Origin of the sequence: Alishewanella sp. SMS8, from assembly GCF_030737935.1 — a bacterium.
Taxonomy (GTDB): Bacteria; Pseudomonadota; Gammaproteobacteria; order Enterobacterales; family Alteromonadaceae; genus Alishewanella; species Alishewanella maricola.
The window spans coordinates 1,394,831-1,407,806 of record NZ_JAPJEA010000001.1; the positions used below are offsets into that span (position 1 = coordinate 1,394,831).

At 48.1% G+C, this 12,976-nt stretch carries 11 protein-coding genes; 4 read left to right on the forward strand and 7 right to left on the reverse strand.

From position 1 onward, the window contains the following. Positions 1-95: 95 nt before the first annotated feature. Entirely contained in the window at positions 96-1,598 is a 1,503-nt protein-coding gene (locus ORJ01_RS06425; protein WP_306177337.1) for a YifB family Mg chelatase-like AAA ATPase, read from the forward strand. A 36-nt stretch (positions 1,599-1,634) separates the two neighbouring features. Here the strand turns inward: ORJ01_RS06425 and pyrC are convergent, their stop codons facing one another. Continuing rightward, positions 1,635-2,666 (reverse strand): dihydroorotase, encoded by a 1,032-nt coding sequence (pyrC, locus tag ORJ01_RS06430; protein ID WP_306177338.1) that lies wholly within the window; start codon positions 2,664-2,666, stop codon positions 1,635-1,637. Between the two features lie 167 nt (positions 2,667-2,833). Here pyrC and ORJ01_RS06435 point away from each other — a divergent pair, with 167 nt between their 5' ends. After that, positions 2,834-2,986: a hypothetical protein gene (locus tag ORJ01_RS06435; RefSeq protein ID WP_226750460.1), complete on the forward strand. Its 153-nt coding sequence runs from the start codon at positions 2,834-2,836 to the stop codon at positions 2,984-2,986. Here the strand turns inward: ORJ01_RS06435 and ORJ01_RS06440 are convergent. After that, positions 2,983-4,167 (reverse strand): multidrug effflux MFS transporter, encoded by a 1,185-nt coding sequence (locus tag ORJ01_RS06440; RefSeq protein WP_306177339.1) that lies wholly within the window; start codon positions 4,165-4,167, stop codon positions 2,983-2,985. The two genes, ORJ01_RS06435 and ORJ01_RS06440, sit on opposite strands and share 4 nt — an antisense overlap. Positions 4,168-4,380: 213 nt before the next feature. Here ORJ01_RS06440 and ORJ01_RS06445 point away from each other — a divergent pair, with 213 nt between their 5' ends. After that, a complete protein-coding gene (locus ORJ01_RS06445; protein ID WP_306177340.1) occupies positions 4,381-5,412 on the forward strand; it encodes a LacI family DNA-binding transcriptional regulator in 1,032 nt (343 codons plus the stop codon). Here the strand turns inward: ORJ01_RS06445 and dauA are convergent. From dauA to ORJ01_RS06460, 3 genes are all read right to left on the reverse strand, one after another. After that, positions 5,385-7,145 (reverse strand): C4-dicarboxylic acid transporter DauA, encoded by a 1,761-nt coding sequence (gene dauA, locus ORJ01_RS06450; RefSeq protein ID WP_306177341.1) that lies wholly within the window; start codon positions 7,143-7,145, stop codon positions 5,385-5,387. The two genes, ORJ01_RS06445 and dauA, sit on opposite strands and share 28 nt — an antisense overlap. Positions 7,146-7,324: 179 nt before the next feature. Continuing rightward, entirely contained in the window at positions 7,325-7,858 is a 534-nt protein-coding gene (locus ORJ01_RS06455; RefSeq protein ID WP_306177342.1) for a cytochrome b, read from the reverse strand. Further along, positions 7,851-8,852, reverse strand: coding sequence for a catalase family peroxidase (locus ORJ01_RS06460; protein WP_306177343.1), 1,002 nt, complete (start codon positions 8,850-8,852; stop codon positions 7,851-7,853). The genes ORJ01_RS06455 and ORJ01_RS06460 overlap by 8 nt, the downstream gene beginning before the upstream one ends. An 86-nt stretch (positions 8,853-8,938) precedes the next feature. On the opposite strand from ORJ01_RS06460, the gene ORJ01_RS06465 reads away from it, so the two are divergent. After that, positions 8,939-9,433 carry a MarR family winged helix-turn-helix transcriptional regulator gene (locus tag ORJ01_RS06465; RefSeq protein WP_306177344.1) on the forward strand — a complete coding sequence of 165 codons (495 nt, stop codon included), beginning with the start codon at positions 8,939-8,941 and terminating at the stop codon, positions 9,431-9,433. Positions 9,434-9,556: 123 nt separating this feature from the next. Here ORJ01_RS06465 and ORJ01_RS06470 read toward each other — a convergent pair whose 3' ends face one another. Then, positions 9,557-10,831, reverse strand: a complete 1,275-nt coding sequence (locus ORJ01_RS06470; protein WP_306177345.1) for a hypothetical protein — start codon at positions 10,829-10,831, stop codon at positions 9,557-9,559. Between the two features lie 428 nt (positions 10,832-11,259). After that, a complete protein-coding gene (locus tag ORJ01_RS06475) occupies positions 11,260-12,975 on the reverse strand; it encodes an alpha-amylase family glycosyl hydrolase (protein ID WP_306177346.1) in 1,716 nt (571 codons plus the stop codon). Position 12,976 lies beyond the last annotated feature (1 nt).

A 12,976-nucleotide genomic window follows, 5' to 3' on the forward strand; every position in this document is an offset into this window, starting at 1 on the left:
TACAAGCCATGAATATTTTTCTTTTTGCACACCTTGCTTGCAAATAATTTACAATTAAATAAACTTATTTTATGTCTGCTTGCTCGGGGTGCATTATGTCACTGGCCATTATTTATAGTCGGGCACGTTATGCCTTAGCCGCGCCGTTGGTAACGGTCGAGGTTCATCTCAGTAACGGTTTACCGGCTTTTCAATTAGTCGGCTTGCCAGAAACCTCGGTAAAAGAAGCCAAAGATCGGGTTCGTAGCGCGTTAATTAACAGCGGCTTCAACTTTCCAGATAAACGCATTACCGTTAATTTAGCCCCTGCCGACTTACCCAAAGAAGGTGGCCGTTTTGATTTAGCTATTGCGCTGGGAATTATTGTCGCCTCGGCGCAATTGCCTGAAAACTGCACCGCGAATTACGAGTTTTGTGGTGAATTAGCCCTTTCGGGTGAGATCAGACCGGTGCTGGGCGAGATCCCGTTAGCCATCGCTTGTCGTGATGCAGGCCGTGCCGCCGTGTTACCCATGGCCAATGCCCAACAAGCTTGTTTAATCCCTGATGCACAAATTCATGGCGCTGAGCACCTATTGCAAGTACATAGTTTTTTATTAGCACAACAACCGCTGCCCGCCATACCGCCTCTGCCGCCGCAACCACTTAAAACGCAAGCTGATATGGCCGATGTTAAAGGTCAGTCTCAAGCCAAACGTGTGCTAGAAATTGCCGCGGCAGGTGAGCATAACTTATTGATGTTTGGCCCTGCTGGCACCGGAAAATCGATGTTGGCACAACGTCTCGCCAGTATTTTACCGCCACTCACCGAACAAGAAGCGCTAGCCACCGCTGCGCTTTATTCTATTGCCGGTCAACCGCGTGACCAACAAAGCTGGCTACAACGGCCCTATCGCGCGCCGCATCATACCGCCTCAGCCGTGGCTTTAGTTGGGGGCGGCTCAGTACCGCGACCTGGCGAGATTTCTTTAGCGCATCATGGTGTATTATTTTTGGACGAGCTAACTGAATTTCCGCGTAAAGTGCTGGATGTATTACGCGAACCCCTAGAAACCGCGCATATTCATGTTTCACGCGCCGCGCGCCAAGCAGAGTTTCCAGCTCAGTTTCAGCTAGTCAGTGCCTTAAACCCCAGCCCCACCGGCCATCACGAAGATGGTCGCAGTAGCCATGAACAAGTATTACGGTATCTGAACCGTTTATCTGGGCCTTTTTTAGAGCGAATCGAATTACAAATTGAAGTACCGCTGCTGCCCGCCGGTACGCTCAGTAGCCAACACGCTGAAGAAAGCAGTGAGCAAGTGCGGCAGCGAGTGATTGCCGCCAGAAACATTCAACTAACCCGTCAAGGCAAAGCGAATGCGCGGCTACAAGGCGGCGAATTAATGCAGCATTGTCGGCTTAGCGACGTAGATAGTCAGTTTTTAGAAGAAACATTACAGCGTTTAAAGTTGTCAGCACGTAGCTTTCATAAGCTACTTAAGGTGGCAAGAACCATTGCCGACTTACAACAAAGCCCACAGATTAGCCGACCACATTTGTTAGAGGCGATCAGCTATCGGGCACTGGAAAGATTAATCCAATATCTAAAACAGTAGCCCGATAGGTTAAAAGACTATGCCGCTATTAGCGGTTTAAACTAAACGCCAATGCAGCATTTCACCGGCAAAAAATGGCACGATCGGCTGACCATTCGCCAAGGTTATTTCGGCAGGTACCTGCCACTGTTGTTTTTGTAAGGTGATGCTGCCGCTATTGCGCGGTAAACCGTAAAAGTCTGCGCCATAATGGCTGGCAAAGCCTTCCAGCTTGTCTAAGCAACCCAATTCATCAAACACCTGGGCATACAACTCAATGGCACTGTGAGCACTGTAACAACCGGCACAACCACAGGCTGACTCTTTGCGATGCTTTTCATGCGGCGCAGAGTCTGTACCTAGGAAAAACTTACTCGAGCCACTCGCCACCGCGGCGCGCAAGGCTTCTTGATGGGTACGACGCTTTAAAACCGGTAAACAATAATTATGCGGCCGTACACCACCTACTAATAAATCGTTGCGATTTAACAATAAATGTTGTGGTGTGATGGTCGCAGCCACATTTGCAGAAGCTTCCGCTACAAAAGTTGCGGCATCAGCCGTGGTAATATGCTCAAACACAACCTTTAATTGTGGTAAACGTGTAACGATATGCTGCAAATAGCGGTCAATAAACACTTTTTCACGGTCGAAAATATCAATATCGTGATCAGTCACTTCACCGTGGATCAACAGCAACATGCCCACTTCGGCCATGGCTTCAAACACCGGATAAAGCGCGTCAAGCGCTGCGACACCCGAGGTAGAGTTAGTTGTTGCTCCAGCCGGATATAGTTTAGCCGCCACCACGCCCGCCGCTTTCGCTTCAATAATATCTTGCTTGCTGGTTTTATCGGTTAAATACAATGTCACTAAGGGTTGAAACCCACTGCCCGCTGGCCGTGCCGCGAGAATACGCTCGCGATAAGCCATGGCTTGCGCTGCGGTGGTCACGGGCGGTACTAAGTTAGGCATAACAATAGCGCGACGAAAGACCCGAGCCGTGGCCGGAACAGTTTCTAACAGCATATCACCGTCGCGAAAATGCAGATGCCAATCATCAGGGGTTTGAATGGTTAAAGTGGTCATTAGAATGCTCCGGCAGGATGTCAAAAGTGCCTTATAATAGCAGGGAAGCAGAAATGAAGAAATTACCCAAGTGGTTTTTCAAGCCGCACTGAGACTTTTCTCAAGCATCGCTTTAGTCACTGCGTCGGCTCTGCTACACTATTTTTTAGCAAATGAAGGAGCCCACCATGTCAGAATTTGATTTCGATTTAGATCATCTAGATTTCGCAGCCGCCGAAGACTCTGTCGCAGCCACTCAAGCCGCCGTAGCCGCTGCCGAAAGCGAGCCACAATTTGGCGATGACGATGACGAATGCAGTGGCGGTGCTTGTAAAATTTAAGCTCCCTGTGGGCGCAATTGATAAAAACGCGTTAATTGCGCCACTAAGATACAAATCGTGCCCGTCAGCATCAACAATGAAAACGGCAATGCCGTACCGTTGTAAAATAACCCTAATAAAGGCCCTGCCAGTGCGCCTATGCCAAAACGCAACGTACCAATCACCGCAGTAGCGGTGCCGCTATGCTCTGGAAACTTCATTAAAATCATCGCATCGGCATTAGTAGCCATTAGCCCTAAACTGGCCATTAACGGGGCAATACTCAGCACCGTGTACCACAGCCCTAAACCCAGATAATTAAACAAGCTTAGTAGTGACGCGCAGCACAAAGCTAACACTAAGCCGACACCTAACATGCGTTGCGGCCCTTGCCGGGTAACCAGGCGGCTGTTAATAAAGTTGGCAAGCATTAACGCCGACACATTAAGCGCAAATAACACCGCGAATAACTGCTCACTCACGCCAAAGTAACTGATATAAATAAAGGATACAGCCGTTAAAAACGTAAAAAAGCTAAAAGAGGCAAACATCGAAGTCGCAATATCTGGCCATGCCGCTTTATTAGCAAAAACTTGCCGATAACCACTAAAAAAAGCAGGTTTTACCACATCGTCTGGCCGTGTGATCTCAGGCAGAAAACGCCAACTTAAGCCCACCAATAACAACGCATAACCGGCTAACACAGCAAAAATAACTTGCCAGTTTGCCAACACCATAATGCCACTGCCCAGCGCTGGAGCAATTAATGGCGCCAGCATCATAATCATAGATACATAAGACATGCCTTTAGCAGTATTTTGCTGATATAAATGCCGCACGATGCCAGGGATCACCACGGTTGCAGCCGCACCACAAAAGGCTTGAGCAGCGCGCCAGACTAAAAAGCTTTCAATACTGCTAACAATACTGAGCATAATACTACTCAGTAAAAACCCACAAAGCCCCGCTAGCGCTAAAGGGCGACGCCCCAGCATGTCGGCTAAGGGCCCAAATAGCAGCATGCCTAAGGCATAAGCAGCCAAATAGATACTGAGCGATTGTTGCACCAAGGCCATGGAGGTGTTGAGATCGGTCACCATGGTTTGCATTGCGGGCAAATACATGTCGATTGCTAAAGGGGTAATAGCAATTACAGACGCGAGTAGCATAATCAGCCACAGCGAAGGGGTTGGCGCTTTCATTTGAGGTACCTCCAGAGGAGTGGCATAGTACCGTTACAACACGATGCTGACTAGCAGGTTTTTTCGTAAGAACAAGCGCTTATTCACCTAAAATACCGTATTGTCGACAGATTTAGACTGCGTTGAATCTTCTGCCAATAAGCTCTATGATGATGGGGCTTTGTTGAATCTGACACGCTGCAATGTTTTGACGGTAACCGCATCGAGTAACGCATGAAAGAAAAAGCTACGTCTTTTGATATCGCCTATTTAGCTGGAGTGTCGCAATCTACCGTTTCTCGGGCATTACGCAATAGCCCGCAAGTGAATCAAGAAACGCGCGAAAAGGTGCAAGCGATTGCCCGCCAGCTTAATTATAAGGTCGATAAAAACGCCAGCAATCTGCGTAAACAACGCAGTAGCACGCTCGCGTTGCTGTTATTTGAAGATCCCACCACCGATGAATCTCTGATTAATCCGTTTTTTCTGTCAATGCTGGGTAGCATCACCCGTGCCTGTGCCAAGCGCGGCCAAGATCTGCTCGTGTCGTTTCAGCAACTTAGTAACGACTGGCATGCCGATTATGAAGACAGTAAAAAAGCCGATGGCATTATTTTGCTTGGTTACGGCGACTATGTAGATTACGAAGAAAAATTAGCCAAGCTGTTAGCGCAAGAAACCCACTTTGTTTGCTGGGGTGCCGAAGTATTGGGCCATCCGGAATTTACTATTCGCAGTAACAATTGGCAGGGCGGCAAATTAGCCGGCGCGCATTTAATTTCCACCGGCCATCGTAACTTTGCCTTTATTGGTAACGCCTCTGAAGGCAGCCCAGAGTTTAGTGCTCGTTATCAAGGTTTTATTGAGGCGTTAGTCAGTGCTGGCATTAACGCTGCGGATGTGCCGCACCATGATGCGATCTCCACCGAAAGCGCCGGCGATCTCGCCACCGAGCAACTGTTAAAAAGTGGTCAGCCGGTCGATGCCATTTTTTGCGCGAGCGATTTAATCGCCATTGGTGTGATCCGCTGCTTAAAACGCAACGGCATTCGTGTTCCGGAACAAATTGCCGTGATGGGCTTTGATGATATCCCTGCCGCCTCTTTTGCCTCGCCCGGTTTAAGTACGATCCAGCAAGACACCAGCAAAGCCGGAGAAATGCTCGTCAATAACCTGATGAACCTGATTACCAACCAACCGATCACCGATAACCTGATTGAACCTAAGCTGGTGATCCGTCAATCTTGCGGTGCCACGTCGGCTTGAGTTGCTAGCTCAGTAGATGGCGGCAAAGCCTCTAGCGCTTCACGTAACGTGGCATAAAAGATTAGCCGACCGGGTTCTGCCACTATCCCCGCTTTCGCTAAGGTTTTTAATGGCTGAAATTGCAAGTCGGCAATAAGCAATTCAATATTGTTAGTATTACAACTGTGTCGCAGTTTTTCTAAAGCCGCCAAGCCACCGGCATCTAATAGCGTAACGCCATCCATATACAACACTAAACCACGCTGCTTTTCAGCTAACAGCGCAATTTCTGCAAAAATACGATCGGCGGCGGCAAAAAACAGTGGGCCACTAATTTTTAAGACTTTCCAACCCGCGGGTAATGGTTGGCTAATATGCTTACGACTTGCCGAGATGTCCGTGACCTTGGTCATGGCGGCGATATCTTTCATAAACAAGATGGTTGCTAACAGGATGCCCGTGGTAATAGCCAGCACCATATCAAAAATAACGGTTAGCGACAGACACACCAAGAAAACCCAAACATCACTGCGAGGCGCAGTTTTTAATAAATGCAGTGCCTTGGGTGCTTCACTCATGCCCCACGCCACCATCACCAATAATGCGGCCAAAGCCGCCATGGGCATATAAGCAAGCACAGGGGTTAACAATAATAAAGCCAGTAATACCACCAGCGCATGGATCATCGCAGAGATGGGTGATTGCGCGCCAGCATTAAAGTTCGCGGCCGAGCGAGCCAGCGCCGCTGTCGCGGTAATACCCCCGAAAAAAGGTGTAATAATATTACCGATACCTTGCCCCATTAATTCGCTATTTGCACTATGGCGTTGGCCACTACTGTTATCCAATACCACCGCACACAATAACGACTCAATCGCGCCAAGCATAGCAATGGCAAAGGCGGCGGCCAGCAGATCTTTTGCCAATTGCCAACTAAAACTCAGCGCTACACCCTCAGGCCCAGGGCGATCCCAAGGCCAATCAAAATAAGGTAAATACGACGGCACGCCGGCAGCGATAGCACCATCTTCTGCTATATAAGTAAACCGCGAGGCGATAGTGGGTACATCTGCGCCGAATTGCAGCAATAACAACCCTAGCAGGGTGCCGATAAACAATGCCGGTAAATGCGGTGGAATGGGGGTGTGAAGTCGGCGCCAACCAAGCATAACGGCTAAGGTCACTACCGCCACCAGCAAGCTAGGCCAAGCGGTTTGGGGTAATGCTTGTGCTAACACTAAAATTTTATCGCCAAAATGCTCGGGCAAAGCGGCTAACGGTAACCCCAAAAAGTCTTTGACCTGCAAAATGACAATAACAATGGCAATACCCGAGGTAAAACCTAAGGTGACTGACTCAGGGATATATTCAATTAAACGGCCCAAGCGCAATAAGGCCATAGCGACCAGTAATAAACCAGATAGCACAGAGGCAATTAATAAGCCGCTTAAACCATATTTCACTGCAATGGGGTATAGGATCACCACAAAGGCGGCGGTGGGCCCCGAAATGCTATAACGCGAGCCACCGGTTAGCGCAATCACAAAACCGGCGATAATAGCCGTATACAGACCGTATTGCGGCGGCACACCCGATGCGATCGCCAACGCCATAGCCAGTGGAATGGCAATAATGCCCACGGTAACGCCGGCTAACAGATCTTTGAATAATTTTTGCCGCGTGTAACCTTCAGCCAAACTCTCGCGTAGCGCATGACCAATACGCAAAGAAAACAAATGGGCGCGATGAGACAAAACAGACTCCGCTGATCTGGCCTAAACAATACATCACTATAGCGCAGCAATTTTGCTAAACCTATGCACTTTTAGTCTCAGATGGCATAGTTATAAACCCTTTTAACTGCCGCTTAACGCAAAAACGCTGTTCGAAAACAGCGTTTAGATTCAATTAGGTGCATTGAGTCGCGATGGCTTTATGCTGATTTTTTTAGCATGCTCGCCAGTACCCCATCGCGCTTAATGAAACCATGCTGCAATGCTGCGCTGATATGCAGAATAATTAACAGCATCAGTAGCACACTGGCCCAGCCATGCAGTTCGCGTAATAAGCCATAATGGGCTAAATCAGTTGCTAACAGCATCGGCAAACTGACATCGAACAGCACCACCGGCAATCCAGCAGCATTTTGCATTAAATAACCCGACAGCGGCATTAACACCAACAACAGATAAAAAGCAAAATGGGTGAGTTTCGCGGCCCACTGTTGCCATAACGGTAGCGAGCTGGGTAAAGCCGGAACCTGCGAAGTCAACCGCAGATAAATGCGCAGCAGCACGGCACAAGCGGCTAATAACCCAGCCATTTTATGCGCACTGAGCAATTGCTGTTGCCAAGCCCCTAATGCACTAACCATCGTTAAACCAGCCAGCAATAAAGACAATACTAAAGCCGCCATCAGCCAGTGCATCAAGCGCATAGCTAACGAGTACGTTGCCGGATTATTCATGCTGTTCCCCTACCACTGATTGCACTAATACTTCACGCGCTCGGCGCCGATGTGACTCGGCATAAGCAGCAGCGCGCGCACGTAAAATCGGATCGGCGGTTGGCGCAACACCACGAGGTAACACTAAGGGGTCAAAATTAAGCGCATTACAATTCCCGTCTAACTGCTCTGTCGCATGATGGATCTGCAGTACACCCGCACTTATTTGTACATTACTGTCAGGCCATAATACCGTCGCGTTATTTTCATCATCCGCGGCCGTGCCAAGGGTAAATTGCCAGTCAAAGCTCACCATGCCCGCATTTAAGCGCGCAAAAAATTCTTTTTGCAGGGCATCAGCATCTGTTTCATCTAACTCACTGCTGATTGTCGACGTTAACATCGGCACTGCAGCCCATTTCACGGCTTGCTGCTGACCAGCCGCATTCTGCAAATAAAAGGCGTTAATACTGTGATAGCGTTCACTGGCAAAGCTACTGCTGGCTTGATAGGTTGAACGCCATTTTACAAAAGCCTGACTCTCTGGATGCTCGGCAAAAAATTGCGGCACACTATTATTTTGAATGGCTTGCAGCTGCAGATAAAACTTCTCTGGTGTTCCTACCGCTAGCACCGGTGGGGTGTTCATTGCTATGCGCCATTGCTGTGCGGTTTCGGGCAACAAGGTGATGGCAAAACTGCGTACCGGTGCTTTTAAATCAGGCGCCAGCGGATTATTACCAGCAATCGAAAATCGACCAATAAACGGATAACGCCCGGCTTGCAACACCGCAGCACTTGAATAAGGCGCTAACGCGCCGCTGGAAATAAAATCACCGGCTACGCAAAACCCTTTCGCATGCGCACGGCGAAAACCGGCATGCGCTGTTGAACCTTGCTGTAAATCGACAAAATCTTGCGCACTGAGTGCATTACCCGCGCCCAAATTAGCGGCCAATAAAAATGCCGCGCTAACACTGCCCACTAGCGCAGCCACAATAAAATAAGCTCGCATCTTGTCACGTCCCCAACATTTATCTTGAACTCAAGATAAAGCAAAGGTATCTTGAACTCAAGATAAATTTAACATAGCGATACATAATGGACGAACTCGATCGGATCCAGCAGGCTTGGGCCACTGAAATGCCCACATTGAATACCGACAGCATGGCGCTGATTGGTCGTTTGCAGATTCTGCATAAACGTTTAACCAACGCCATGTCGCCGAATTTTCGGCTGTACGGTTTAACGGATGCTGGCTTTGATGTACTAGCCACCTTACGTCGTAGCGGTATGCCCTATCAACTCACACCTAATCAGCTACTTGGGCAAACTTTAATTACCTCAGGCTCACTAACTAGCCGCTTACAGTCATTAGAAAAACAAGGCTTTGTCAGTCGCCACACCGCCGCAGCAGACAAACGCAGTATTGTGGTAAGCCTAACGGAAAGCGGTAAAAACGTGATCGAGCAACTGCTGGTCAAGCATGTCGAGACGCAACAGCAGCTGCTCAGCGGTTTAAGTGCGCACGAACAACAGCAGCTAATTTCGTTAATGCGCAACTGGCTTAATGTGACTACCGAGCAAGATCTCTGAGTCTGGTCGGACCGGTGTCTGAGTGTGGTCTTACCTGTACCGGAGTGCGGTCAGACCAGTAGTCGGTAAAAATGAGCATCTGCGCTGTTATCCACAACAATGCGCAGTTACCCACTCTGCTCGTTAGGGATTAGAGCAAGGTTTTAACGTTGTAAAAGTGAGATTGTGACAACCTTCCGCGGTTCCACCACCCGTATTGGTGCAAGCTCGATAGGTTATCTGTTGCTCACACAAGGTGGCCATGCCAGAACCAAAATCATAATCGTATGGCATACCTAGCGGTCCCTCGCCTACAAAGTCAGTATCTCCTGGTGACAAATCGTTTATATATTTAGCTAAGCAACTATCCTGTATATATTGGATATTTAATGATGAACCGCCACTGCCATGCCCTGTAATATCACGAACGGAATAGCCATCGATCACAGAGGTTGCTGGGTTTAAATCGAAGATCAAATCCAACTGGTTCAACTGTGTAACTTTAGTGTTAAAGTTACCTGCATAGCTAACCTTGTATTGAATGTAGTTGTTTGGATTTGCCGGTTCACAACGCTCACCAAACCAAGAAGAACTGCAAATCTGCGCCCCAACTGGGCTAATGTATGGCGTCTGTTCAATATAGGTTTTATCCACTGTGACAGAGTGGGTGCTTTGTACATTAAAACCTGTGCCTATACTGATCGTCATGCCTCTAGTGGTTGAGTTTCCCGTTGTCTCAAGCGTCGTTGTATATTGACGCCAACTCTTCCTGCCCATACTCTCTATGATTACATTTCGCATGTCATCTTTAAGCCTTTTCTTATTTTCGAGAGAACTAAATAAATGCGCTGCAGCAGAGTTTTTGCAGGTTGCGTCTGGGGAACTTGCGGTATTGTTTGTTAACGTCGAGTATTGATTTGAACTAGCCGCACTTGATTCAGCCGCATTGAATAGCCCACGCGCTGGGTCTAATGAAGAAGACAAGCCACTTGCCATGTAGGTATTGTTGAACTCTTCAACAGCGGAATAAAAAGTGCTGTGGATATCAAAATAAGCCGTTATGATTTCGTGATCTAAATCAGATAAAGGCAAGCTCATCACATAGCCAGACTCACCCGCATTGGGATTATGTGTTTTTACTCTGAATTTAAAGGCAACTCGAGTCTCTGGATTAGCAACGAGTAACTCTTTAGTGGGGGCATAACAATTTGAATTATTCAACCAATACTCAACATCAGCCACGCCTGTCTCTGGATTAATCCCACTTTCACACTGCAGTAAAGGTGCCTGTGACTCGGCAATTTGTTGCATACCCAATACACTGCAAGTATCACAAGCAAATAGTTTCATAGCCTCACTGGCAGAGACCGCTGCAGAACTTACTGCAAAAAATACGACAAAGAATACATATTTAAACATTTGAATTTCCCTATAAAAACTTGTTCAAAAAACAAGCTACCCCCTCACATAAAGTCAACTATTTATTACATAAAAAACATTTAAGTTAAATCTTTATAATTCCCTTGTGTTAATTAATAAAAGTCCGAGCAGTCTTCGAGTGTGGCCAAACCAGTGTCTGAGTGTGGTCTTACCTGTACCGGAGTGTGGCCAAACCAATGTCTGAGTGCGGTCATACCAGTACCGGAGTGTGGTCGGACCGGTGTCTGAGTGCGGTCATACCAGTACCGGAGTGTGGTCGGACCGGTGTCTGAGTGCGGTCGGACCAGTACCAGAGTGTGGTCTGACCGGTGTTGATTGGTTAAGTACGAAGATCAGCAGCGATGTGGCTGACAAAAAACCACGGTATGCTTTTTGATACCGTGGTTGCTAAGGTTTGACAATGCGGGTTAGGGTGTTTGCAAAATCAGCAGGCCATACGCTGCCAGCATATTACTTTGCAAATCAAAAGCCCAATTGGCGGTTTGCTCGGTGTTTAACAGCGAACTAATGTCTTGTGCTGAATCACTAAGATTTAACACAAAACGGGTTTTGCTACCGTTTAACTCGCGCTCTATTTGCAATATACCATTTGCCAATTCAGTGACCTGATAATTGCCGGCCAGCTTCAGCTCTGGCCGCTGTTTTTTCTGGGCGATAAGCCACTGATATAAACGCCACACAGAGTCAGGCTGCGCTTGTTGCTCGGCAACGGTGCTGCCGCCTTGTGCTAATTGCTGTTGTAAAAACGCCGGCCACCAATTTTCAAATTGTTGGGTAAATAACTCGGCTTGCTCTACCCAACTCAGGGTCGCTGGCGTAAAACCGCCTTGCGTTTGTGTGGACCAAAGCATTGGCGCGCGTTTATAAACGTCATGGCCGGTATTCGCCTGGGTTAAACCAATTTCTTCACCGTAATAAATGTACTTGGTGCCGGGAGAGCTAAATAACATCGCCGCGGCTAACTTGGCTTTTTGCTGCGCGATTTTAGGCTCGGATGCCAGCTGATAGGCCACCCGCTCTTGATCATGATTGGTTAAAAACGGCGAGAAAAAGGCCAACGGCGCATTCGATTGCTGGCGACGCTGCACGTTTTCTTGTAAAGGATGTAGCTCGCCGCTTTGTGTACCACTGATGGTGCCAAATTGCGCCTCATTACCGACGGTAGGCAGCAATTGCCCTAAGATTTTATAACCCACTTCAAAATCAAAGCCTTGATCTAAGCCCTCGCCATTGCCCCAATATTCGGCGGCCACCGGAATATCGACCCAAGCTTCACCCACTAGGTAGGCTTCCGGGTTCACGCTTTTCACGTAAGCATTAAAATCGCGCCAGTAATCGATGGTTTCGGGTAAGTCAGCTTGACCTTCAGGGCCAGTTTCCATCACAAAGCGCACTGCATCTAGCCGAAAACCGGCTACGCCTTTATCCAGCCAAAACTTCGCCATCTTTTTCATTTCAGCCACCACATCGGGGTGCTGCAAATTTAAATCAGGCTGCGTTGCACCAAAGGCCGCATAGTAATATTCACCCCGGCGCTCATCGAAATGCCAGACGGCTTCAGGTTTATCCGACTGATCCCAGGCATAGCCCCAGCCTTCACCTTTGGCGGGTAAGTCTTTACGCCACACAAAGTAATCACGATAAGGCGCAACACCTTCAGCCGATAACCGGAACCATTCGTGCTCACGCGAGATATGGTTAATCACCAAATCGAGAATCACCTTCATGCCTTTGTCATCGGCCGCTTGAATAAAGGTTTCAAACTCGGCCATCGAGCCGTAATCAGTTTCTACCTGGTAAAACTCGGTAAAGTCATAACCATGATAAGACGGCGCTTCAAACATTGGCGTTAACCAAATGGCATCGATACCGAGCTCTTGTAGATAAGGCAGTTTGGCAGTCATGCCATTAAAATCGCCATGGCCATCGCCATTGGTATCGTAAAAGCTGCGGGGCCAAATTTGATAGAACACGGCATCTTGCCACCAGGGCGCGTCTGCTGTTGCTGGGCTTAGCGTGGTGGCCTCTGGCACAGCACTGTCGTGACTCGCTTGCTGAGGAGCTGGCTTACAACCGCTTAGCGCCAACGCTAACATCAAACAACTTAAGGACGTTTTAAGCATC